The 20,014-nt window shown below is 72.3% G+C and carries 16 protein-coding genes; 9 read left to right on the top strand and 7 right to left on the bottom strand.

The window, feature by feature from the left end; translation table 11 throughout:
- Positions 1–38: 38 nt before the first annotated feature.
- Positions 39–512 carry an OsmC family protein gene (locus tag LOK55_RS04930; RefSeq protein WP_229934485.1) on the top strand — a complete coding sequence of 158 codons (474 nt, stop codon included), beginning with the start codon at positions 39–41 and terminating at the stop codon, positions 510–512.
- Between the two features lie 12 nt (positions 513–524).
- Here the strand turns inward: LOK55_RS04930 and LOK55_RS04925 are convergent, their stop codons facing one another.
- Positions 525–1,250 (bottom strand): 1-acyl-sn-glycerol-3-phosphate acyltransferase, encoded by a 726-nt coding sequence (locus LOK55_RS04925; protein WP_229934566.1) that lies wholly within the window; start codon positions 1,248–1,250, stop codon positions 525–527.
- A gap of 207 nt (positions 1,251–1,457) precedes the next feature.
- Between LOK55_RS04925 and LOK55_RS04920 the strand changes: the two genes are divergently transcribed.
- Both LOK55_RS04920 and dxr read left to right on the top strand, forming a co-directional pair.
- Positions 1,458–2,423, top strand: a complete 966-nt coding sequence (locus LOK55_RS04920) for an FKBP-type peptidyl-prolyl cis-trans isomerase (RefSeq protein ID WP_229934484.1) — start codon at positions 1,458–1,460, stop codon at positions 2,421–2,423.
- Between the two features lie 84 nt (positions 2,424–2,507).
- Positions 2,508–3,605, top strand: a complete 1,098-nt coding sequence (gene dxr / locus LOK55_RS04915) for a 1-deoxy-D-xylulose-5-phosphate reductoisomerase (protein WP_229934483.1) — start codon at positions 2,508–2,510, stop codon at positions 3,603–3,605.
- 188 nt (positions 3,606–3,793) lie between these two features.
- Here the strand turns inward: dxr and pflA are convergent, their stop codons facing one another.
- The 4 genes from pflA to LOK55_RS04895 all read right to left on the bottom strand — a co-directional run bounded on the left by pflA (position 3,794) and on the right by LOK55_RS04895 (position 8,713).
- A complete protein-coding gene (gene pflA, locus LOK55_RS04910) occupies positions 3,794–4,630 on the bottom strand; it encodes a pyruvate formate-lyase-activating protein (RefSeq protein WP_268252310.1) in 837 nt (278 codons plus the stop codon).
- Between the two features lie 60 nt (positions 4,631–4,690).
- Entirely contained in the window at positions 4,691–6,964 is a 2,274-nt protein-coding gene (gene pflB / locus LOK55_RS04905; RefSeq protein ID WP_229934481.1) for a formate C-acetyltransferase, read from the bottom strand.
- A 240-nt stretch (positions 6,965–7,204) separates the two neighbouring features.
- Positions 7,205–7,939: a DUF1775 domain-containing protein gene (locus LOK55_RS04900; RefSeq protein WP_229934480.1), complete on the bottom strand. Its 735-nt coding sequence runs from the start codon at positions 7,937–7,939 to the stop codon at positions 7,205–7,207.
- Positions 7,940–8,071: 132 nt separating this feature from the next.
- On the bottom strand, positions 8,072–8,713 hold the full coding sequence (locus tag LOK55_RS04895; RefSeq protein WP_229934479.1) for a hypothetical protein: 642 nt from the start codon (positions 8,711–8,713) through the stop codon (positions 8,072–8,074).
- A 134-nt stretch (positions 8,714–8,847) separates the two neighbouring features.
- Between LOK55_RS04895 and LOK55_RS04890 the strand changes: the two genes are divergently transcribed.
- Positions 8,848–10,191, top strand: coding sequence for an RIP metalloprotease (locus LOK55_RS04890; protein WP_229934478.1), 1,344 nt, complete (start codon positions 8,848–8,850; stop codon positions 10,189–10,191).
- Here the strand turns inward: LOK55_RS04890 and LOK55_RS04885 are convergent.
- Positions 10,166–12,175 (bottom strand): anthranilate synthase family protein, encoded by a 2,010-nt coding sequence (locus tag LOK55_RS04885; RefSeq protein WP_229934477.1) that lies wholly within the window; start codon positions 12,173–12,175, stop codon positions 10,166–10,168. The two genes, LOK55_RS04890 and LOK55_RS04885, sit on opposite strands and share 26 nt — an antisense overlap.
- A gap of 227 nt (positions 12,176–12,402) precedes the next feature.
- On the opposite strand from LOK55_RS04885, the gene ispG reads away from it, so the two are divergent.
- Positions 12,403–13,554: a flavodoxin-dependent (E)-4-hydroxy-3-methylbut-2-enyl-diphosphate synthase gene (gene ispG / locus LOK55_RS04880; protein ID WP_229934476.1), complete on the top strand. Its 1,152-nt coding sequence runs from the start codon at positions 12,403–12,405 to the stop codon at positions 13,552–13,554.
- 152 nt (positions 13,555–13,706) lie between these two features.
- Here the strand turns inward: ispG and LOK55_RS04875 are convergent, their stop codons facing one another.
- Entirely contained in the window at positions 13,707–15,308 is a 1,602-nt protein-coding gene (locus LOK55_RS04875; protein WP_229934475.1) for an RNB domain-containing ribonuclease, read from the bottom strand.
- A gap of 77 nt (positions 15,309–15,385) precedes the next feature.
- Here LOK55_RS04875 and LOK55_RS04870 point away from each other — a divergent pair, with 77 nt between their 5' ends.
- The 4 genes from LOK55_RS04870 to LOK55_RS04855 all read left to right on the top strand — a co-directional run bounded on the left by LOK55_RS04870 (position 15,386) and on the right by LOK55_RS04855 (position 19,979).
- Positions 15,386–16,438: a hypothetical protein gene (locus LOK55_RS04870; RefSeq protein WP_229934474.1), complete on the top strand. Its 1,053-nt coding sequence runs from the start codon at positions 15,386–15,388 to the stop codon at positions 16,436–16,438.
- An 11-nt stretch (positions 16,439–16,449) separates the two neighbouring features.
- The gene (locus LOK55_RS04865) at positions 16,450–18,222 is read left to right on the top strand and encodes a proline--tRNA ligase (RefSeq protein WP_229934473.1); all 1,773 of its coding nucleotides are present in this window, start codon (positions 16,450–16,452) and stop codon (positions 18,220–18,222) included.
- Between the two features lie 4 nt (positions 18,223–18,226).
- A complete protein-coding gene (locus LOK55_RS04860) occupies positions 18,227–18,400 on the top strand; it encodes an NIPSNAP family protein (RefSeq protein WP_229934472.1) in 174 nt (57 codons plus the stop codon).
- A gap of 502 nt (positions 18,401–18,902) precedes the next feature.
- On the top strand, positions 18,903–19,979 hold the full coding sequence (locus tag LOK55_RS04855) for a TIGR00730 family Rossman fold protein (protein ID WP_196325245.1): 1,077 nt from the start codon (positions 18,903–18,905) through the stop codon (positions 19,977–19,979).
- Positions 19,980–20,014: the final 35 nt, after the last annotated feature.

The following is a 20,014-nucleotide window of genomic DNA, read 5'->3' as shown; positions in this document are numbered from 1 at the left end:
CCGACCGCGGCCCGGCGGACGGATGCCAGACTGACGGGATGAACCGAGAGCACCGGTACGCCCTGCGCAGCGTCTGGACCGGCAACCGCGGCACCGGCACGAGCGGCTACCGCGACTACGACCGCACCGTGACCGTCGACATCGACGGGAAGCCCGCGCTGGAGGCATCCGCCGACAGGCCGTTCCGCGGCGACCCGGCCAAGTGGAACCCCGAGGACCTGCTGCTCGCGGCGCTGTCGGAATGCCACCTGCTGTCGTACCTGCACGCGTGCGTGACCGCCGGGGTCGTCGTCGAGTCGTACCGCGACGAGGCGACCGGCGTGATGACCGAGGACGGCCGCGGCGGCGGCGCGTTCACCGAGGTCGTGCTCCGCCCCCGGGTCGTCGTGGCCGAGGCATCCATGATCGACGCGGCGCGCGCCGCGCACGCGCAGGCGCACGACTGGTGCTTCATCGCGAACTCGGTGAACTTCCCCGTGCGGCACGAGGCGGCGGTCACCGCCGTCGAATGACACAGGCGGCGGTCAGCGCCGTTCGTGGGGGAGCACCTGCTTGAGGCGCTCGACGGGGTTCGCGGCGGGCGCCTCGTTGTAGGCGTTCGCGAGCTCTTGACCCGACAGGGCGTGGATGGCTGCCATGATCTCGTCGGTCGCCTGGCGCCTGGCCCTGCCGCTCGAGGCGGGCCCGAGGTGGGACAGGTCGATCGGCTCGCCGTAGCGGACGATGACGCGCGGGTGGCGGTTCGGCATCCTCGCGCCGACCGGCATCGCCTCGTTCGTGCCGATGAGACCCACCGGAACGACCTTCGCCCCCTCTTCGAGAGCGAGGAACGCGACGCCCGTCCGCCCCTTGTAGAGGCGCCCGTCGAGCGACCTCGTGCCCTCGGGATAGAGCGCGATCGCACGCCCCGAGTGCAGGATGCGCCGGTGCTGGTCGAGGGCGTCGAGGGCGGCCTGGCCCGCACCGCGCTGCACGGGCGTCGCGCCGATCGCGGTGAAGAAGTGGCGGCTCAGCCAGCCGCGGAAGCCCGTGCCCTCGAAGTACGACGACTTTGCGAGGAAGTACACCGGGCGCGGCGCGAACATCGGGATCACCAGCGAGTCGATGAACGACAGATGGTTGCTCGCGAGGATCACCTTGCCGGTGCGCGGGATGTTCCGCCGACCCTCGATGCGGGGGCGGTAGAACAGACGGGCGAGCGGCACCAGCACGGCCCGCCCGAAGTAGTAGGTGAAGCCGACGCGGGGCACCTCGTGCGCTTCGGACGCGGCGGGTTCGGGCGCGTCCGTCGCGCCGTCCTGGTCTTGCGTCACCCGTAGATCGTAGTCCCCGATCCATTCCGCGCCGCGCATGCCGGTTCTCAGCGGGGACAGATGAAAGTGCGAGAGGATGAGACGGCCGCGCTGCGGCATCCTGCTTCCCGGCCCTTCCCGCCACCCATTCCTGTGAGGTCATCCGTGCGCCTGCGCCCGTTCGCCGCCCTATCCGCCGTCGCCCTCTCGGCGATCCTGCTCGCCGGCTGCTCCGGCTCGGGCGGGGGGGATGCCACGCCGTCGGTCTCCGCGTCGGGCGCGGCCGACCTGTGCTCCTCGGCCGCCCCGAGCGGCGCGGTCTCCGACGGCATCACCGTCACGGGCGACTTCGGCGCCGTGCCGACGGTCGACTTCACCAAGCCCGTCGACACGACCGACCTCACGCTGCAGCGTACGGTGCAGACCGAGGGCAGCGGCGCCCCGATCGCCGCGGGCGACTTCGTACAGTACGCCGCCACGATCCTCGACGGATCCACCGGCGCCGTGCTCTCGCAGGCAGGCTACACACCCGGCGAGATCCTGCCCGAGCAGATCTCCGCCGAGAACGGCGGCCAGATCTTCGGCTGCGCCACGATCGGCTCGCGGCTGACTCTCGCCACCGCGACCGGCGACGAGACCACCCCGTCGGTCGTCTACGTCATCGACGTGCTCGGCGTCACCCCCACCGCCGCGTGGGGCGAGGACCAGGCGCCCGTCGCCGGCATGCCCACCGTCACCCTCGGCGACGGCGGCGCGCCCTCGATCACGATTCCCGAGGGCCAGGCCGCGCCCAGTGAGACCCAGGTCGAGACCCTGAAGAAGGGCGACGGCGCGGTCGTGCAGCCCGGCAACCAGGTGCTGCTGCAGTACACCGGCGTGCGCTGGTCGAACGGCGAGACCTTCGACTCGACGTGGGACAAGGGCGGCGTGCCGACGGTGCTCACCACGACCGGCGTCGTCGCGGGCTTCCAGAAGGCGCTCGAGGGCCAGACCGCCGGCTCGCAGGTGCTCGTCACCATGACGCCCGCCGACGGCTACGGCGAGGGTGAGATCAACACCACCGACCTCAAGGGCGAGACCCTCGTGTTCGTCGTCGACATCCTCGCGACGGCCCCGGCCGCCCAGCAGTGATCCACCGCGCGCACTGATCGATCGACGGCGCCGGCGTCCCCTGTCAAATCAGGGGCCGCCGGCGCTCGCGGTTAGGCTGACAGCATGCGTCGCGTTCTGATCCTCGGCTCCACCGGTTCGATCGGCACGCAGGCCCTCGACGTCATCCGGGACCGCCGCGACCGTTTCGAGATCGTGGGGCTGTCCGCGGGCGCGAACGCCGAGCTCCTCGGGGCGCAGGCCGCGGAGTTCGGCGTTCCCGCGCAGGCGACCGCGCTCGCGTCGACCGACGGGGCGGATGCCGCGGAGCGGCTCGTCCGCGACGTCGACGCCGACGTGGTGCTCAACGGCATCACCGGGTCGATCGGCCTCGGCCCGACCCTCGCGGCGCTCGAGACCGGCCGCACCCTCGCGCTCGCGAACAAGGAGTCGCTCATCGTCGGCGGCGACCTCGTCACGGCGCTCGCCGCGCCGGGCCAGATCGTGCCGGTCGACTCCGAGCACTCCGCGATCGCCCAGGCGCTCCGCGCGGGGGAGCACGCCGAGGTGCGCCGCCTCGTGCTCACCGCCTCCGGGGGGCCCTTCCGCGGACGGACGCGCGCGTCGCTCGCGGACGTCACCCCCGCCGAGGCGCTCGCGCACCCCACCTGGAACATGGGCCGCGTCGTCACGACGAACTCGGCGACCCTCGTCAACAAGGGCCTCGAGGTGATCGAGGCGCATCTGCTGTTCGGCATCGATTACGACGACATCGACGTGGCCGTGCATCCCCAGTCGATCGTGCACTCGATGGTCGAGTTCGTCGACGGCTCGACGATCGCCCAGGCATCCCCGCCCGACATGCGCCTGCCGATCTCGCTGGGGCTCGACTGGCCGCACCGGGTCGCGGGCGTCGTGGTGCCGCTCGATTGGACGACGGCGCAGACCTGGACGTTCGAGCCGCTCGACGCCGAGGCGTTCCCCGCCGTCGAGCTCGCCAAGCACGTCGGACGCGCGGGAGGCACCTACCCCGCGGTGTTCAACGCGGCGAACGAGCAGGCGGTGGATGCCTTCCACGAGGGCGCCCTCGCCTTCCCCGGCATCCTCGACACGGTCCGCGCCGTGGTCGACGTGCACACCGCTCCCGGGGAGCTCACCCGGGAGAGCCTCGCCGAGGCGGAGGCCTGGGCGCGCGCCGAGGCGGACCGGCTCATCGCGGGCTGAGCCCCCGCCCGCGGACCTGCCGCGCGCCCGCGCGCTTGCCGCCCGCCCGCGGACCCCGCGGCGGAAAAGCGATCAGCCCGCCGGGATGGGGAAGGCGGACTGATGCTGGTCCCTCTCGCCGGTGAGCGGGATGGTGCCGACGCGGGATTCGGGGGGCCGCGGCGGCAGGTCGAGGTCGGTGGGGAAGGTCAGTAGGTGGTGAGTCCGTGCGCGCGGAACTGGTCGCGCACGCGCTCGGTGAGTGCGGGGGTCGGCGGCTGCGTGTTGCCGAGCTGGTAGTCGCGCCCGAGCGCCGCCCACTTGTCGCGGCCCATCTGGTGGAAGGGCAGCACCTCGACGCGGGTCACGGTGCCGGGCATGACCTCGTTGAGCGACGCGGCGTACTCGGCGACCCGCTCGACGTTGTCGATGTCGTCGGTGAGGCCCGGCACGAGCACGAACCGGATCCAGACCTCGGGCCCGTGCGGCATCTCGGCGAGCCGACGCCCGAACGCGAGCGTCGGCTCGAGGTCGCGGCCGGTGACCCGCCGATAGGTGTCGGGGTCGCCGCTCTTGACGTCGAGGAGCACGAGGTCGACGTCTTCGAGCATCGCGTCGGTGGCCGCGGCGCCGAGGAACCCGGAGGTGTCGATCGCGGTGTGGATGCCGAGGTCCTTCGCGCCGCGGAGGATCCGCGCCGCGAACGCCGGCTGCATGAGCACCTCGCCGCCGGAGAGCGTGATGCCGCCGCCGGTGGCGCGGAAGACGCCCCGGTAGCGCGCGATGCGGGCGAGCAGCTCGTCACTCGTGACGGGGTGCCCGTCCTTCATGGCGAGGGTGTCGGGGTTGTGGCAGTACAGGCACTGCAGCGGGCATCCGCTGAGGAAGGTCGTCAGGCGCGTGCCCGGGCCGTCGACGGCGGTGACCAGCTCCCACGAGTGCACAGAGCCGAGCCGGCCCTCGCGCATCGCGGTGAGCCGCTCGTGGCGGGAGACATCCGCCACCTCGAGACCCCCGAGGGGAGCCTCGATGGTGCTGTGGATCAGTGTGGCGACCACGGTCTCGGCTCCTTTCGGGGGTCTGCGGTGGATGGGGGACTCGGTGGGTTACACCGAGCCGTGGAAGGTGCGCGAGAGCACGTCGAGCTGCTGCTCACGGGTCAGGCGCACGAAGTTCACGGCGTAGCCCGACACACGGATCGTCAGCTGCGGGTAGTTCTCTGGGTGCTCCATGGCATCCTCGAGCGTCTCGCGGTTCAGCACGTTGACGTTCATGTGGTAGCCCTCGGAGCCGACGTACGCGTCGAGGAGGCCGGCGAGGTTCGTGACCTGCTCCTCCTTCGTGCGGCCGAGGCCTGCGGGAACCACGGTGTTGGTCAGCGAGATGCCGTCCTGCGACTCGGAGTACGGCAGCTTCGCCACCGACAGCGCCGAGGCGAGCATGCCGTGCGTGTCGCGGCCGTTCATCGGGTTGGCGCCCGGGGCGAACGGCTCGCCGGCGCGGCGGCCGTCGGGAGTGTTGCCCGTGGCCTTGCCGTACACGACGTTCGAGGTGATCGTCAGCACCGACTGGGTCGGCAGCGCGTTCCGGTACATCGGGTGGCGGCGGATCTTCGTCATGAAGCGCTCGACCAGATCGACGGCGATGCCGTCGGCGCGGTCGTCGTCGTTGCCGTAGGTCGGGAACTCGCCCGCGATGTCGTAGTCGACCACGATGCCGCGCTCGTCGAAGACGGGCGTGACGGTGGCGTACTTGATCGCCGACAGCGAGTCGGTCGCGACCGACAGGCCGGCGATGCCGCAGGCCATCGTGCGCAGCACGTCCTTGTCGTGCAGGGCCATCTCGAGCCGCTCGTACGCGTACTTGTCGTGCGACCAGTGGATGCAGTTGAGGGCCTCGACGTACGTCTCGGCGAGCCAGTCCATCGTGAGGTCGAAGCGGGCCATGACGTCGTCGAAGTCGAGCGCGCCCTCGCCGACCGGGGCGGCGGCGGGGGAGACCTGCTTGCCGGAGACCTCGTCGCGGCCGCCGTTGATCGCGTAGAGCAGCGTCTTGGCGAGGTTCACGCGGGCGCCGAAGAACTGCATCTGCTTGCCGACGCGCATGGGGCTCACGCAGCAGGCGATCGCGGCGTCATCGCCCCACGCGGGGCGGATGATCTCGTCGGACTCGTACTGCACGGCCGAGGTGTCGATCGACACCTGCGCGCAGTAGTCCTTGAAGCCCTGCGGCAGCTCGGGGCTCCAGAACACGGTCATGTTCGGCTCGGGCGCCGGGCCCAGGTTGTAGAGCGTCTGCAGGTAGCGGAACGAGTTCTTCGTCACGAGCGGGCGTCCGTCCTCGCCCATGCCGCCGATCGTCTCGGTGACCCAGGTCGGGTCGCCGGAGAAGAGCGCGTCGTACTCGGGGGTGCGGAGGAACCGGACGATCCGGAGCTTGATCACGAAGTCGTCGATGATCTCCTGCGCCTCGGTCTCGGTGAGCGTGCCCGCCTCGAGGTCGCGCTGGATGAACACGTCGAGGAAGGTGGAGGTGCGTCCGAGCGACATGGCGGCGCCGTTCTGCTCCTTCACCGCGCCGAGGTAGGCGAAGTACAGCCACTGCACGGCCTCTTTGGCGGTCGTCGCGGGGCCGGAGATGTCGATGCCGTAGGAGGCCGCCATCTGCTTGAGCTCCTGCAGCGCGCGGATCTGCTCCGCGTGCTCCTCGCGCTCGCGCGCGATCTGCTCGGTGAAGGGCGTGGTGTCCAGGCCCAGCTTGTCGATCTTCTTCGCGGCGATGAGCTGGTCGACGCCGTAGAGGGCCACCCGGCGGTAGTCGCCGATGATGCGACCGCGACCGTAGGCATCCGGAAGTCCGGTGATGATGTGCGACGAGCGGGCCGCGCGGACGTTCGGCGGGTAGACGTCGAAGACGCCCTGGTTGTGGGTCTTGCGCCACTCGCTGAAGACGGTCTTCAGGGTCTGGTCGACCTCGTAGCCGTAGGTGTCGAGGGCGCCCTCGACCATGCGCCAGCCGCCGTTGGGCATGATGGCGCGCTTGAGCGGGGCGTCGGTCTGGAGGCCGACGATGACCTCGTCGCCCTCGATGATGTAGCCGGGGCCGTGCGCCGTGATGCCCGCCGGGGTGTGCGGGTCGACGTCGTAGATGCCCTTCTCGCGCTCTTCGGGGAACATCGCCGAAAGGGTGTCCCAGACGCGCGTGGTGCGGGCGGTGGGGCCGGCGAGGAACGAGGCGTCGCCGGTGTACGGGGTGTAGTTGCGCTGGATGAAGTCGCGCACGTCGATCTGGTCCTGCCAGGGGCCGGCGGTGAAGCCTGCCCAGGCGGCGGGCTGCGCGTCGGATTCCTGTGCGGCGGGGTGGGGGGTGACGGTGGTCATGATGATCGCTTCCTTCGGCCCTCGTGGGGTCGGTCATACGAGGTCGAGATGTCTTCCCGATCGGTGCGCGCCCATCCGCGCGGTCCGTGATCTCAGGATAGAACTAGTGGTCAGACCACAGTTCGAAGATGCGCGGATGCCACAACGAACCCCGCCTCGAAACGGCGGGGCTTTGTGGTCAGTCCCCAAAGCCCCGCGGTGCGATCGCGCGCGGTGATCAGCCGCGCGCACGACCTCCGATCAGCTGCGCTTGCGACGCACCGTGAGGGCCACGCCGAGGGCGGCGAGACCGGCGACGAGGGCACCACCGGCCAGCCACCGGGCGACCGGATCGGCCTGCGCGGCGCCGTCGGCATGGGCCTCGCCCGAGGCATCCGCGTCGGCGTGATCGGCGTCGCCCGAGGCATCCTCATCCGAGGCGTCGGGCGAACCGTGACCGTGGCCCGCATCCGTCGCGACCGCGCCGAGGGCGACGACGGGAGCGGGGGAGGCGAGGTCGTCCTCGGTCTGCCCCTCCGTGGCGACCTCCGACCAGTCGGTCTCGCCGACGACGCACTTCTGCAGCACCGGGAAGGCGACCGAGGTCCCCGACGCCGACGAGGCGAAGATCACATCGAGCGAGACCGTCGCCGAGATGCCGCTCTCGATCGGCGTCACGGCCGTGTAGGTGACCTGGGTGGGGATGCCGTCGTCGCCGAGTTCGCGGCTGATCGTCCAGGCGCCGTCGGCGACCGGGGTGACGCCGTCGACGCCCTCGGGGATCGTCAGCACGACCGCGGTCGTGGGGGAGTCTTCGCAGCCGTGGCTGAACGAGAAGCCGAGGCGGGTCGAGGTGCCGGCGGCTGACTCGTCGGGGGTGACGTGCACGTGCGCGGAGGCGGCGAGGGGAGCGGCGATGACGAGCGCCGCGCCGAGGAGGCCGCCCAGGACGATCCGGCGGGTGGTGCGCGGGGGACGGGTGTGCGTGCGGGACATGGGGAACTCTCCGTGTGTCTGTGTCTGTGTGTCTGCGTGCGGCCGCGGCGAGAGCCGGGGCGCGCGTGCGGCGAAGGACGGACGCGCCCGATGGCGGACGGCCGGGATGACGCTGCGCCGGGGCGGAGAGCCTCAGACGGCGGCAGCGAGCGCGCGCCGCGCCGGCGGACCGCGACGGGTGACACAGTGCAGGAAGAACGCGGCGGCCGGGCCGCGACGCGGGAGGAACGCGGCCCGCGGGCTCGTCGGGCGGGCGGGTCGCGGCGCGTACGGCGGCCGCAGAACGCGCCGGATGCCGCGGGCGAGCGCCGCGAGCATCCGCTCGCCCCAGGCGAGTGCGGCGAACGTGATCGCGGCCGCCAGGACATGGCCGAGAGTCATTACCGCGGCAGCGGGATCGACGCCGCCGGCCGCAGGCGCCAGCAGCGTCAGCAGGTCGGCGTGCATCGCGTGCACCCCGTGCATCGCGGCGGCGTCGTGTGCGGCGCCGATCGGTCCCGCGCCGCCGACGGCGGCGAAGGTCGCGTGCAGGGCGAGCTGTGCGGCGGCGACCGCGGACGCGAGGCGCCACCGGCTCGGTCGGCGTCCGACGAGGAGGGTGCACAGCGGGGCGGCGAGGATCGTGACGGCCAGCATCAGCCAGGCGGGCGGCGCGCCCCCGCCGGAGAGAGTGTGCGCCGTGCCGGCGATGAGCACGGCGCAGGCAGCGGCGGTCGAACCGCGCAGCGCGCGCGCGGCGCGCGGCGCTCGTGCCGGCGCGCCGGGTGTGCTCACGTCCCCCCTCACATCGGGGAGCCTAACCGAGCCGGGCGCTGCGCGCGGCTCGGTGCCCGCGCGGGCCCGGGAACCTCGCGCGCCCGCCGCGGGGCTCGGCAAACTCAAAGCGGCGCGCGATACCCTCGCCTGCTGTGACCGTCATCGCCTTCATCATCGGGGTCGCGCTGCTCGTCGTCGGGCTCGCGGTCTCGATCGCGCTGCACGAGCTCGGTCACCTCTTCCCCGCCAAGCGCTTCGGCGTGCGGGTCGGGCAGTACATGATCGGCTTCGGCCCGACGCTGTGGTCGCGCCGGATCGGCGAGACCGAGTACGGCTTCAAGGCGCTGCCGCTCGGCGGCTACATCTCGATGGCGGGCATGTACCCGCCCTCGCGTCGTGCGGGTGCCGGCGACGGGGCGGACGGCTCCGGAACCGAGGGCAAGGCCGGCGGCGGCTTCTTCGCCACGATGGTGCAGGACGCGCGCGCAGCCAACGACGAGACCCTCGCCGGCCGCGACGGCGAGGACGGCGACACCGGGCGCGCGTTCTACGAGCTGCCCGTCTACAAGCGGGTCATCATCATGCTCGGCGGCCCCGTGATGAACTTCCTGCTCGCGATCGTGCTGTTCGCGATCGTGTTCAGCGGCATCGGGCTGCAGACGGCGACGACGACGATCGCCTCGGTGAACGAGTGCGTGCTGCCGGCGGGCATGACGCAGACCGAGTGCACCCCGGATGCCCCGGCGTCGCCGGCCGCGGCGGCGGGCCTCCGCCCGGGCGACGTGATCGTGTCGGTCGACGGCACCGCCGTCGCGACCTTCGCCGAGGCATCCGCCATCGTGCAGGCATCCCCCGGCCGCACGATCCCGATCGTGGTGCGCCGGGGCGGCGCCGAGCAGACGCTCCAGATCACGCCGATGCTCGCCGAGCGGCAGGTGGCGGGCGCGGACGGCACGGTCGAGACCGCCGAGGTCGGCTTCGTCGGCATGACGGCGACCGTCGAGTACGTGCGCCAGCCGATCGCCGACGGCCCGCAGGCGGCGCTCGCCCAGACCGGCCAGGTGTTCGGCATCATCTGGCAGCTGCCCGCGCGGGTCTACGACACCGCCGTCGACCTCATCACCGGTCAGTCGCGCGACCCGAACAGCCCGCTGTCGGTCGTCGGCGCGGGGCGCCTCGCGGGCGAGGTCGCCGCCACCGACGCGCCGATCCTCAACCGCGTCTCGAGCCTGCTCACCATCCTCGGCTCGCTCAACATCGCGCTGTTCGTCTTCAACCTGCTGCCGCTGCTGCCCCTCGACGGCGGACACGTCGTCGTCGCGCTGTGGGACGGCCTGCGCCGTGCCTGGGCGAAGCTGTGGCGCCGCCCGCCGCCGGCGCCCGTCGACGCCGCGAAGCTCGTGCCGGTGACGTTCGTCGTCGTCATCGCTCTGATCGCGATGACCGTCGTGCTGGTCGCCGCCGACCTCTTCAACCCCGTGCAGCTGCTGGGCTGAGCGCGTGCGCCAGGAGGCGGTCCAGCGTCTCGAGCCCGTCGCGCGACAGGATCGACTCCAGGTGCCCCTGGATCGACGCGTACCCGGGGCCGCGCAGCGCATAGACGTCGCCTGATGCCGGGTCGGCGGCGATCTCGGTGACCTCGCCCGTCTCCGGGTCGACCCGCTCGGTGGTGCCCGGCTGGACGCGTGCCGTGAAGGTGTTGTAGAACCCGATCGAGGCGGGGTGGCCGAACACGTCGACCTCCTTCTGCAGGCCCTGGTGCGGCGCCGCGAGCGGGGCCAGCGCGATGCCGAGCGTGTCGGCGAGCATCTGGTGGCTGAGGCACACCGCGAGAAGGGGGCGACCGGCATCCTTCCGCGCGGCGACGATCTCGCGCATGCGCGCGATGCGGGGGCTCGCGTCGTCACGGGGGTCGCCGGGCCCGGGGCCCGCCACCACGACGTCGGCCGCGTCCACCGCGTCGTCGGAGGCCGCGTGCCACGGGGCGATCGTCACCGCGAAGCCGAGGTGGCGCAGCTGGTGGGCGAGCATCGTGGTGAAGCGGTCCTCGGCATCCACGACGAGCGCCGTGCGGGCGGCGGCCTCGCCCGGTGAGCCCTCGCCCGGTGAGCTGTCGTGGCGTGCGCTCTCGTGGCGTGCGCCCTCGCTCGGGGATTCGGGGCCCTGGGGGTTCAGCCAGAACGGCGCGAGGCGTTCGTTGCGCGCGGCGAGCAGCTCCGCGATCTGCGGGTCGTCGGCGAGGGCGCGGCGCTCCGCGGCGGGGGCGTCCTCGTCGAGCGCCGCGCGCTCGGCGGCCTCGTCGCGGGGGATCGCGCCGATCGCGCCGAGCACCCCGGCGGCCTTGCCGTGGGTCTCGCCCACCTCGCCGTCCGGGTCGGAGTGGCGCACGAGCGTCGCGCCGACGGGCACGCGCAGGCGCCCGTCGACCAGATACGCGGTGCGGATGAGGATCGGCGCGTCGAGGTCATGCCCCGACGTCGAGGGGGTGAACAGCGCGGCGACGCCCGAGTAGTACCCGCGCGGCGTGCGCTCGTGCCGCGTGATGACGGTGCACGCGTTCTGCATGGGCGACCCCGTCACGGTCGGGGCGAACATCGTCTCGCGCAGGATCTCGCGCGGATCCATCGTGCTCGTGCCGCGCAGCATGTACTCGGTGTGGGTCAGGCGCGACATCTCCTTGAGATGCGGACCGGTGATGCGCCCGCCGTCGCTGCAGACGGCGCTCATCATCTTGAGCTCCTCGTCGACGACCATGAAGAGCTCCTCGGTCTCCTTCGTCGAGGAGAGGAACTCGGTCAGCGTATCGGCGGTCGCGCCACCGGCGGGGTGTCGGAACGTGCCCGAGATCGGGTTCATCGTCACCGTGGTGGATCCGGGCGCCGCGGGCGGGCCGCTCTGCGCGCTCACGTGCGCCTCGGGGCTCGCGCCGACGGCGAGGTGCCCGGGCGTCGAGACGAGGAAAGTCCAGTACGCGCCGCGCTCGTGCTCGAGCAGCGCGCGGAACCAGGTGAGACCCGCCGTCAGCGGGTCGACGTCGACCCGGGCGGTGAAGTCGCGCCGGATCACGAAGTTCGCGCCCTCGCCGCGGCCGATCTCGTCGGCGATGACGGTGCGCACGATATCGGCGTATTCCTCGTCCGGAATGTCGAAACCGGCGTCAGCGAGGGCGACCGGCTCGGCGGGGAGCGCCGCGAGCACCTCCGCGCGCGGCAGCGAGTGGTGGGCCTTGACGACGAGGCAGCGCAGCGGCGCCTGGTCGTCGTGGCAGTCGAAGCCGCGCTCGACGACCTGCCGGAACGGCACCAGGGCGAGCACCTCGCGAGGGGCGGCGCTCGCGTCGTGCAGCGGGATGTCGGCGAGCAGGTCGACGTCGACGACGTCGCCGGTGAGGAGTTCGACGGTGTCGGCGTCGCGCGCGATCAGGGCGAAGGGCTCGCCGGAGCGCACCGTCGCCTCCAGCAGGGTGGGGCTCGCGGTCATCGCCGGGCCTTTCTCGAGGTCGGGCGGGCTGCATTTCGTCCGGGAACGAAAAGACCGCCTCGAGGGCGGTCTGTGTACAGGTTACGAGCACACCGCCTCAGCGGGTGGGCCACCAGGAGGTGCTCGTGAACATGCAGTCACGATACACCATCGCATCGGAGACCGTGCGGCGGCTAGGGTCCGCGGGGTCCAGCCTTCCCCCGGCGTGTGCGGCGTAGGCTGATGGCGTGCCAGCAGTGAACCTCGGGATGCCCCGCGTGCCGGAAGTCCTCGCCCCCCGCCGCAAGACCCGCCAGATCAAGGTCGGCTCGGTCGGTGTCGGCAGCGACTCGCCCGTGAGCGTCCAGTCGATGACGACCACCCCGACGCACAACATCAACGCGACGCTGCAGCAGATCGCCGAGCTCACGGCGTCGGGCTGCGAGATCGTGCGCGTCGCGGTGCCGCGCCCCGAAGACGCCGATGTGCTGCACATCATCGCGAAGAAGAGCCAGATCCCGGTCATCGCCGACATCCACTTCCAGCCCAAGTACATCTATCAGGCGATCGATGCCGGGTGCGGCGCCGTGCGCGTGAACCCGGGCAACATCCGCGAGTTCGACGGCAACGTCGGCGCGATCGCGAAGGCGGCGAAGGATGCCGGGGTCTCCCTCCGCATCGGCGTGAACGCCGGATCGCTGGATCGGCGTTTGCTGGAGAAGTACGGCAAGGCGACGCCGGAGGCGCTCGTGGAGAGCGCCGTCTGGGAGGCATCCCTCTTCGAGGAGCACGACTTCCACGACTTCAAGATCTCGGTCAAGCACAACGACCCGGTCGTCATGGTGAAGGCGTATCGGATGCTCGCCGAGCGGGGCGACTGGCCCCTGCATCTCGGGGTCACCGAGGCGGGACCGGCGTTCCAGGGCACGATCAAGAGCGCGACGGCGTTCGGGATCCTGCTGTCCGAGGGCATCGGCGACACGATCCGCGTCTCGCTCTCCGCGCCCCCGGCCGAGGAGGTCAAGGTCGGTCATCAGATCCTGCAGTCGCTGAACCTCCGCGAGCGCAAGCTCGAGATCGTCTCCTGCCCCTCCTGCGGGCGCGCCCAGGTGGATGTCTACACCCTCGCCGACAACGTCACCGAGGGTCTCAAGGACATGACCGTGCCGCTGCGCGTCGCCGTGATGGGCTGCGTCGTGAACGGCCCGGGCGAGGCCCGCGAGGCCGACCTCGGCGTGGCATCCGGCAACGGCAAGGGACAGATCTTCGTCAAGGGCGAGGTCATCAAGAGCGTGCCCGAGGCCGACATCGTCGCGACCCTCATCGAAGAGGCCAACCGCCTCGCCGCAGAGATGGGCCCCAGCGCCCCCGTGGGCACCGCGCAGGTCGTCACCGCCTGACCCGGCGCGCCGGACGCTCCGCGCCGTCACGGACGCAGGAGATATCGCGAAGGCAGGATGCCTGGGCCCCGTTTCGTCCTGCGTGGGTGATTTCTCCTGCCTCGGTGATGCGGCCGGCGGGCGAGGTGACCAGCCGACGGCCGGCGGCGAGGTCAGGCGGGGCGGAGGTCCACGGTGCCGTCGGCGATCGAGGCCGCGGCGACCCGCACCTGAACGGTCGAGCCGGGCGGCGCGTCGAGCGCGGGCACCTTCGCGTCGATGGGCGGGTCGTCCAACTGCACCCGAGCGACGCCCGATCGTGCGCTCACCACGACGCCCGAGAACACCTCACCGACGTGCGGAGTCAGCAGCGCCGCCTCGACCCGGTCGATGGCCCCGGCATCCAACTGGGACGCCTTCTGACCGCTCCGCGCCATGAGCGCGGGCAGGTCGGGCAGCGACGCACGCGCCCACTCCGGCACCTCGCGCCCGTTCGCGAGCGCCTCGCACACGACGAGCACCCACCGGTCGACAAGGCGGCGAAGGGGCGCCGTCGCGTGCGCATACGGGGCGCCGATGGCCGCCTGATCGGTGTGCTCGGGCACCTCGCCGTCGAACGCGACGTACGCCGCGCCGCGGAAGAGCCCGGCCGCGTATTCGCGCACCGCGCGCGCCGCCGGCGACCGGTCGAGTCCGCGCAGGTAGTCGCCGTAGGCCACGGCCTCCCGCCAGGGAAGCCCCAGCGCGACCGTCTGCGCGCGGAAGTCGACGATGTCGTCGGCGTCGGCGGGTGGCATGGTGCGGACGATCCCGACCCGTCCGCGCAGCATGATCTCAGCGGCGGCCATGCCGGTCAGCAGCGACACGTGCGCGTTCCAATCCTCGAGCGGCACGCCGTAGCTGCGCTCCAGCCGGAAACCGCCCGATCCGTCCGGCTCGATGCTCGTCTCGGGCACGTTCAGGCTCGCGCCGCCCCGCTCGCGCTCCCGTTCGGCCCGCGCGGCGCCGAACCACGGCATCGCGAGCAGCGTGGCCGGCGCGGTGCCCGCGTCGATCGCGCGCTGCGCCTCGTCGTAGGCCCACTGCTCACGGGCGCGCACGACGGCCCGCACGAGCGTCGTCGTCACCGGCCGGGCGCCGGCGTCGAGCTCGAACCGCCAGACGAAGGCGCGCCGATCGACGCCGGGAAGGAGCGAGGCGGCGTCGTCGCTCAGCACCGACGGGTGCAGGGGGATGCGCCCGTCCGGCGCGTACATCGTCTGCCCGCGGCGGCGCGTCTCGGCGTCGAGCGCACTGCCGGGTGCGACGAAGGCCGGCACATCCGCGATCGCGTAGTGCAGCACCGCCGTCCGCCCGGCGCCCTCCCCGGTGACCTCGAGGTGCAGCGCCTGATCGAGATCGGTCGCGCCGGCGGGGTCGATCGTCACGAAGTCGAGATCGCGCAGGTCGGCGAAACCCGCCGTCGCCGGGTCGGTCGACACGTCGCGCGCCGCGCGCTCCGCCTCCTGCTCGACGTCCGGGGGAAATGCCTCCGGCAGGTCGAGGGAGCGGCGGAGCGCCGTGAGCGAGGCGGTGAGCTCGGCCGTGATCCCTGCGGCGCCGGTGCGGGCCCCGGATGCCTCGGAGGAAGGCCCCTCCGGCCTCGCCGCCGCTCCTGCCGAGGCCGCCCCCGCCGCCGCGGCGGCCCCCGCCGCCCCGACCGCCGCGCCGCTCCGCGCCGCCCCAGTCCGGGCACGAGACGGGGCGGGCACGAACCGGAGGCGACGCGAGGACACGGGGTCAGTGTAGGCGGCGGGGTCTTCGCGGGCGGGTCCACACCTCCTCCACAGGGTCGGGCCAATAGCATGCTGCGGTGCGAACTGTGCGGGTGAGGTCCGGAGCGGTGCTCCTCGTCGTGGCGGCTCTGCTGCTGTCCGGCTGCGCCGCGGAGGCGAGCGCCGACGAGTCGGCCGGCTCCTCGGCATCCGGATCCGCGACCGCCAGCCCGACCGCCACCCCCAGCCCCACCCCGAGCGCCACGCCCGCGCCGCGCCAGCCGACGTCCCCCGTCGCCGGCGGCTGCGACGGCCTTGCGGCGGCCCCGGGCGTCACCGACGTCGTCGGGCAGGTGCAGCGCGTCACCGAGCCGCGCGACCTCTGGCGCGTGGGCATCGAGACCGCGGGCGGCCTGACCTGCTCGCTGCTGACGACGCGGCTCGCCGCCGACGCCTACGTCATCCCCGACGCCCTCGTCGTCGGCGAGGTCGCCAAGGTCACCGCCGCCCCGGGCTGCGACACCGGCGCCCGGGCGATGGAGTGCTGGGCGCCCGTCGCGGCGAACGGCCACGTCACGCTCGTCGTCGGATCGTTCTCGCCGGGGGCTGACAGCGAGGCATCCATCGCGCTCGTCGGCGAACTCGCCGGGGCCTTCTCGGGCGTCGTGACCGACGGCGCCGCGGTGCGCTCGCAGAAGGCGACGTGGGAGCGCCCGCTCGACTGCACCGCGATGGCCGAGATCATCGGCCTGACCTCGATCCTCGGGTCCGACGCGGCGCACACCTCGCTCGTGCGCCCGCCCGCCCGCACCGTCGAGGCGCGGCTCGCGGAGGCATCCACCACCTCGTCGCGCTGCGACTGGGAGCGCACGCCCACCCAGAAGGGCGACCTCGGCTCGAGCTACAGCATCATCGCCGTCCCCGACGGAGCGTGGGCGTGGAAGCAGGTCGCCTCCCGCGTGCCCGACTCGGTCGATGCGACGGTCGGCGGTCACCCCGCCCGCGTCACCTCGACGGGCGACGTGTACCTCTCCGACGGGGTGAACCTCCTCCACCTCACCGGCCAGCGCCTGGCCGGTGTGAGTGTCGTCGACACGTCGCTCGGGGTGCTCTCGGTGCTCTCCGCGGGGTCGGGACACACGCGCGGCTAAGCTTGTCGCTCGTGGTCACCCGTCTGTCGAACTACTTCCTCCGCACGCTCCGCGAAGACCCCTCGGATGCCGAGGTCACGAGCCATCGGCTGCTCGTGCGCGCCGGCTACATCCGCCGTGCCGCGCCCGGCATCTTCACGTGGCTGCCGCTGGGACTGAAGGTCAAGGCGAAGATCGAGGGCATCATCCGCGAGGAGATGGCCGCGGCCGGGGCGTTCGAGGTGCACTTCCCGGCGCTGCTGCCCCGCGACCCCTACGAGCAGTCGGGCCGCTGGACGTCCTACGGCGACGGCATCTTCCGCCTGCAGGACCGCAAGGGCGCCGACTACCTCCTCGCGCCGACGCACGAGGAGATGTTCACGCTGCTCGTGAAGGACCTCTACTCGTCGTATAAGGACCTGCCGCTGACGATCTACCAGATCCAGGACAAGTACCGCGACGAGGCGCGCCCGCGCGCAGGGCTCCTGCGTGGACGCGAGTTCACGATGAAGGATGCCTATTCGTTCGACTACACCGATGCGGGCCAGGATGCCTCGTACATGGCCCAGCGCGATGCGTACGAGCGCATCTTCCAGCGCCTCGGCCTCGAGTACGTCATCGTCGCCGCCGACAACGGGCTGATGGGCGGCGCGCGCAGCGAGGAGTTCCTGCACCCGACGGCGATCGGCGAGGACACCTTCGTGCGATCGGCGGGCGGGTACGCGGCGAACGTCGAGGCGTTCAGCACCGCGCCGGCCGAGCCCGTACCCTTCGACGCCGACGCGGCGCCCGTGGTCTTCGACTCGCCGAACACGCCGACCATCGAGACGCTGGTCGCGCACAGCAACGCCGTGCTCGACACGGCGAACGGGCCGTACACCGCCGCCGACACCCTGAAGAACGTCGTGCTGGCGCTGACGCACGCCGACGGCACGCGCGAGCTCGTCGTCGTGGGCCTCCCCGGCGACCGCGACGTCGACGACAAGCGCGCCGAGGTGGCCTTCGCCCCCGCCGCCGTCGAGCCGGCGACCCCCGAGGACTTCGAGCGCAACCCGCTTCTCGTGAAGGGCTACATCGGACCGTGGTCGCCGGAGGGCGCGATCCTCGGCGAGGAGTCGGCCACCGGCATCCGCTACCTCGTCGACCCGCGGGTGGGTGAGGGCACGAGCTGGATCACGGGCGCGAACCTCGACCAGAAGCACGCGCACTCGGTCGTCGCCGGCCGCGACTTCTTCGCCGACGGCGTCGTCGAGGTCGCCAACGTGCGCGCCGGCGACCCCGCCCCCGACGGATCGGGCCCGGTGGAGCTCGCGCGCGGCATGGAGATCGGGCATGTCTTCCAGCTCGGGCGGTTCTTCGCCGAGACGCTGGGGCTCAAGGTCCTCGACGAGAACGGCAAGCTCGTCACGGTCACGATGGGCTCGTACGGCATCGGAGTCACGCGCATCCTCGCGATCCTCGCCGAGCTCAACAACGACGAGCGGGGCCTCGTCTGGCCCGCGTCGGTCGCGCCGTTCGACGTGCACGTCGTGGCAACCGGTCGTGACCAGGCGGCGTTCGCGCTCGCCGAGCAGGTGTCGGCCTCGCTCGAGGACGCCGGCTTCGACGTGCTGTACGACGACCGCCCCAAGGTGTCGCCCGGCGTGAAGTTCGGCGACGCCGAGCTCGTCGGCGTGCCGCAGATCGTCATCGTCGGCCGCGGCGCCGCCGACGGCGAGGTCGAGCTGTGGGACCGCCGCTCGGGCGAGCGGGTCGTCGTGCCCGCCGCGGAGGTCGTCGGCCGGCTCGGGGCCGGGCGGGGCTGACCGCATGATCACGTGCGTCGTGACCTACACGATCGATCCGGCCAAGACGCGCGAGTTCGAGGCATTCGCCCGGGCGTGGATGGATCTCGTGGGTCGTCACGGCGGCGTTGAGAGCGGGTGCGTGCTGCGCTACGAGCGCACGTTCATGCGTCCGCTGCTGCCGACGGGGCAGGACTGAGGCATCCGCGACGCGTGCGGGAGCGACGCCCGCGTAGCGCTGCAGAAACCGGCATCCGTGCCTGGATGAACCTGTGGCGGGTGCCGGTTTCGTGCGCGTCAGCGCGAGCGAGGGCCGCGCGAGCCAGCGCGCCGTAGCTCCAGCCGCCGCCGTCGTGGCGCCGGGGTCAGCACTCGATCTTGCCGTGGTGCGGGCGAGGGCGTCGGTGCCGGTGATCTCAGTCATGCGCTCAGATTCGCACGGGCTCGCGCTGCCGGGGACGGGCTTGCGCATCCTCTCGCGCCGTGGGAGGCGGCCGGCGGCGCCCAGCGTCGCGCGACAGGAACCTGCATCCGCGACAGGAACGCGCGCCCGCGCCAGAAAAAGCCTGTGGCGGATGCCGGTTTCTGTAGCGCCAGCGGCGGACGCGCCCCGCCCGAGCGCCGGGCGGCACCGCCGGCGCGGAGGCATCCGTTCACCCGCGCGCCACCGGCGCGACGATCGACGTGACAGGGTAGATGCCATGACGGCCAGAACCATCCCGCCCGAGGTCACCGACGACATCCGCGCGCTCATCACCGACGCCGGGATCGACGCCGATAAGCAAGACCTCGTCGCGCGCATCCTCGCGACCGGCGTCGGGATGGGCCTCGACGACACCGACCGGCTCGACCTAAAGATCACCTCGGCCGCCCTCACCGAGATGCGGGCGGCGTTCGCGCTGTTCGCGCCGTTCCGGGGCATCCCCAAGGCGACGATCTTCGGCTCGGCGCGCACCCGACCCGACGACGCGCTGTACCGCGCCGCGTCCGACGTGGCGCATGCGCTCGCCGAGCGGGGCTGGATGATCGTCACCGGCGCGGGGCCCGGCATCATGCAGGCCGCCGCCGAAGGCGCGGGACCCGACCACTCGCTCGGCGTGAGCATCCGGCTGCCGTTCGAGGAGAAGCCGAACGCCGTCATCGCGAAGAACGACCGCAACGTCGCGATGAAGTACTTCTTCACGCGCAAGCTCATGCTCGTGAAGGAGTCGCGGGCCTTCATCTGCGTGCCGGGCGGCTTCGGCACCCTCGACGAGATGTTCGAGCTGCTCACCCTGCAGCAGACCGGCAAGGCCGATCCGACGCCCATCGTGCTGCTCGACCGCGCCGGGGGCACCTTCTGGGCGGGCCTCGAGCGCTTCGTGCACGAGCATCTCGTCGCGAGCGGCGTCATCTCGCCCGATGACTTCGACCGCGTGCTCGTGACCGATTCGGTGGATGCCGCGGTCACCGAGATCACGGGGTTCTATCGCAACTACGACTCGCTGCGCTGGGTCGGCGGCCGGCTCGTGATCCGCCTGCACACCGCGCCCACCGACGACGAGCTCGACGACCTGAACGCCCGGTTCGGCGACCTGCTCGCGGAGGGCCGCATCGAGCGCACCGCGCCCCTGCGGGCCGAGGTGCGCGACAACGACCGGCTCGAGCTGCCGCGCGTCGTGCTGCGGCTCGACCAGTTCAAGGTGGGCGCGCTGCACCGCCTCATCCGGGCGCTCAACGACCTGCCCTCGGCGGCGGCGGAGACCGAGACGACGCCGGTGCCCGTATCGGGGCGCTGAGCCCGGACGCAGCCCAGGGCCTGCCCCCCGGGCGC

This window comes from Microbacterium sp. F2E (genome assembly GCF_020905435.1).
Classification (GTDB): Bacteria; Actinomycetota; Actinomycetes; order Actinomycetales; family Microbacteriaceae; genus Microbacterium; species Microbacterium lacticum.
Note: the sequence above shows the minus strand (reverse complement) of the source record. Positions and strands in the feature narration are given on the sequence as shown.